This window comes from Oceanobacillus indicireducens (genome assembly GCF_014647195.1).
Classification (GTDB): domain Bacteria; phylum Bacillota; class Bacilli; order Bacillales; family Amphibacillaceae; genus Oceanobacillus; species Oceanobacillus indicireducens.
In genome coordinates this window covers 71,441-74,872 of the sequence record NZ_BMOS01000005.1, presented here as the reverse complement: position 1 = coordinate 74,872, position 3,432 = coordinate 71,441, and the positions used below count along the sequence as shown (strand labels likewise).

At 42.7% G+C, this 3,432-nt stretch carries 2 protein-coding genes; one reads left to right on the top strand and one right to left on the bottom strand.

All coding sequences use genetic code 11. The features are described 5' to 3' along the window. Positions 1-391: 391 nt before the first annotated feature. Entirely contained in the window at positions 392-2,452 is a 2,061-nt protein-coding gene (locus tag IEX94_RS04870; protein ID WP_188856267.1) for a catalase, read from the top strand. A 78-nt stretch (positions 2,453-2,530) separates the two neighbouring features. Here IEX94_RS04870 and IEX94_RS04865 read toward each other — a convergent pair whose 3' ends face one another. Continuing rightward, complete coding sequence (locus tag IEX94_RS04865; protein ID WP_188856266.1) at positions 2,531-3,079, bottom strand: NADPH-dependent FMN reductase; 549 nt, start codon at positions 3,077-3,079, stop codon at positions 2,531-2,533. Between the last annotated feature and the right edge of the window lie 353 nt (positions 3,080-3,432).

Genomic DNA, 3,432 nt, shown 5'->3' with positions numbered 1-3,432 from the left:
CCCGCAGGAGTCACCGTCCACCGGGCAACTGAACTGGTAGGGATGATTATTAAAAATGGAAAATACCCCCTCAAGATCAGCGCGTTCTATTACTAAAATGAAAAATAGTGCTCCAAAATTTGGCTTTTCCTCGAAGCAGTCCAGACACCTCGAGACTCCTGCGGGAGGATAGGCTTGGTGAGACCCCGCAGCAGGCTTGCCTGCGAGGAGGCTCACCAGCCGCCCGCGGAAAGCGAGAGGTGTCTGGACTGCGAACCTCCAGGTAAGAGTTGCACTTACGCTATATGAAAGAATCAGCTTTTTAGGTTCGATAGTTAAGTTCTAGAAATAAGTACGAAGCATAGATATATAAATGGGATTGAAATTCAGAAAATAAGGCAGGTGCTTATAAATGGATGATAAGCCATCAAGAAATCAAGGTTCCCATAAGCAAAATGAAAAAAATGAACAATTGGATGAATTCCGTGTAAAAAACACCGGAAAACCATTGACAACCAATCAATCATTAAAGATATCCAATGATGAGGAAATATTAACAGCCGGAGAGCGGGGCCCTGGATTACTAGAGGATTTTCACTACTTTGAGAAGATGACACATTTCGTTAAAGAAAGGATACCGGAACGAGTCGTTCACGCAAGAGGTTATGGTGCACATGGGGAGTTTGAATGTTATCAATCCATGAGTCAGTTTACGAAGGCCGGATTTTTGCAGGAAGCCGGGAAGAAGACTCCTGTATTCGTTCGATTCTCCACGGTACAAGGTGGCAAAGATTCTTATGATACCGCAAGAGATTTACGTTGCTGGGGTACAAAGTTTTATACAGAAGAGGGAAATTATGACCTGACCACAATTGCTATGCCTGTATTAATCAACCAAGACCCAATGAAATTTCCCGATGTGATACATGCATACAAAGCCGAGCCACGTACGGATTACCCTACAGCTTCCGGGGCACACGATAATTTCTGGGATTATGTAGCCAATAACCCAGAAGCGCTGCATATGGTACTCTGGATTATGTCTGACCGCGGCATTTTAAGGAGCTATCGTATGATGGAATCCTGGTCCATTAATACGTATCTCCTCGTCAATGAACAAGGAACAGCAACATTCGTCAGATTTGTCTGGAAACCGGTTCTCGGGGTACATTCTTTACTGCAGGATGAAGCGTTGAAAATCGGTGGACTCGATCCAGATTTCCATCGCCGTGATCTCAGGGAAGCGATTGATCGTGGTGCATTTCCCGAATATGAATTAGGCGTTCAACTTATTCCACTGGAAGATGAATTTAAATATGACTTTGACATTCTTGACCCTTCAAAATTTTGGCCAGAGGAACTCATACCTGTTGAGCTCATTGGCAAAATGACATTAAATAAAAATGTGGACAATGAATTTGCAGAATCAGAACAAGCAGCCTTTAACCCTGCAAACGTTGTTCCTGGGATTGATTTCTCGAATGACCCTGTCTTACAAGGTAGATTAATTGCTTATCAAACCGCCCAATACCATCGTCTTGGGTCAGCTAATTTCGAGGACTTACCAATTAATAGACCGATCTGTCCTTTCCATAATAACCAGCGACAAGGACATATGAGATATCGTATCGATGTCGATCAAGTAAACTATCATAGGAATTCAATAGCAAATAATACCCCGTATACAACTCCCCCTGAGGAAGGCGGGTATGCGCATTATCCAGCAAAAGTTGAAGGGCATCTCATCCGGAAGCGAAGTGAATCATTCAATGATTACTATTCGCAGCCGAGGATTTTTTGGAATAGCCTAACACCAGTTGAGAAACAACATACAATTGATGGTCTCAGCTATCAGGTAGGCAGTGTAAAAAGGGATTTTGTCCGGCAACAAGTTGTTGACATTCTCGTTAACGTAGATAAGGAATTAGCTAATATTATTGCAGATAATCTTGGAGTAAATCGTCCAAGCGGCACCAATGTTCCCGTTTCTACCAGCTACCCTTCCCTGAGCCAAGCAAACACTCCTAAATACGCATATACGCAAAAAGTAGGTGTACTGATAGGTGATGGCTTTAATAGTAATGAAGTAAACAATGTGCTGAACACGCTCGAGCGGTATGGCGTCTTTGTTGTCATTATCAGCGAAACACTTGGTACCGTTACCGGATCCGATGGCTCAGAGCTCAAAGTAGATGAAACATTTCTTACCTCAAGTCCTTATCTCGTTGACTCACTATATGTCGTTGGAGGTAGTGCCAACAATCAAAGGAAATTCAATGCTGATGTGACAGAGTTTGTCCATGTAGCATATGGGCACTATAAACCAATTGGTGTTGCAACCACTGGAGAGAGATTTATTCAGTCCTCAGCAGGGAATAATTTAGCTGGCGTCGTATTTGCCGCAAATAATGCCAACTTCGGGGAAGACTTTGTGTCAGCAATTGCCCAGATGCGATTCTGGAATAGAAAGTAATTCTATATATAGAAAAGGAAATGGCTGCTATACCATTTCCTTTTTTAGTGGGATGGAATTTATGATGTTAAAGTTATCTTATGCTTCATGGCGCTTTATAAAGCCAACATAAGCGTCTACTACCGATTGCAAGAATCCAATTGTATCCTGATTGGTGACTTTACCATCTTCACCTAGTAATTCATGGACATTTGCAATATACACTTCCGGCTGTTGAACGACCGGCATATTTAAGAATGCAAGCACTTGACGAAGGTGGTGATTCGCACCGAAACCACTCAAATTACTTGGAGATTGGCTCACGATAAGAGCCGGTTTACCGTCCCAAACGTTCGAGCCATAAGGGCGGGACCCAACGTCTAACGCGTTCTTCAGTGCAGCTGGAATCGAGCGGTTATGTTCTGGAGTTACAAATATAACTGCATCAAGACCTTTTATCGTATTACGGAAATTAGTATACACTTCCGGGATATTTTCATCGGAATCTTGGTTATAAAGTGGCAGATCTGCAATTTCGACGAACTCTGCTTCATAACCTGCCGGGAACAACTCGACAATATTTTTCGCAAGCTGCTCGGAGAATGAGTTATTACGGATACTTCCTACTACTATACCTACTTTAGTCATCTAAATCACCTATTCTTTTTAAATTTAATTACAACTCAATAGTAAGTTATTAATAATAACCTGTCAATAGAATTGCCCTTTCCATCTATTTTGCGCAATCTTGCCATTTTTATGCTCCTATATTGATCTATAAGCCTATTTGATTTCACATGGCACACATTATCACTTATACTGTACATATCAAAGTGATCACCATCATTCAGCGTAAGTATGTGCAACTTCCTTCTGGAGGTTCGCAGTCCAGACACCTCTCGCTTTCCGCAGGCGGCTGGTGAGCCTCCTCGCAGGCAAGCCTGCTGCGGGGTCTCACCAAGCCTATCGACGAACAGGAGGTTCTAATGCCGGCATTGGTT

What these genes read in the sequence shown, in the direction of transcription:
- IEX94_RS04870 (WP_188856267.1), top strand. Translation starts at nt 392, where the DNA reads ATGGATGATAAGCCATCAAGAAATCAAGGTTCCCATAAGCAAAATGAA.
- IEX94_RS04865 (WP_188856266.1), bottom strand. Translation starts at nt 3,079, where the DNA reads ATGACTAAAGTAGGTATAGTAGTAGGAAGTATCCGTAATAACTCATTC.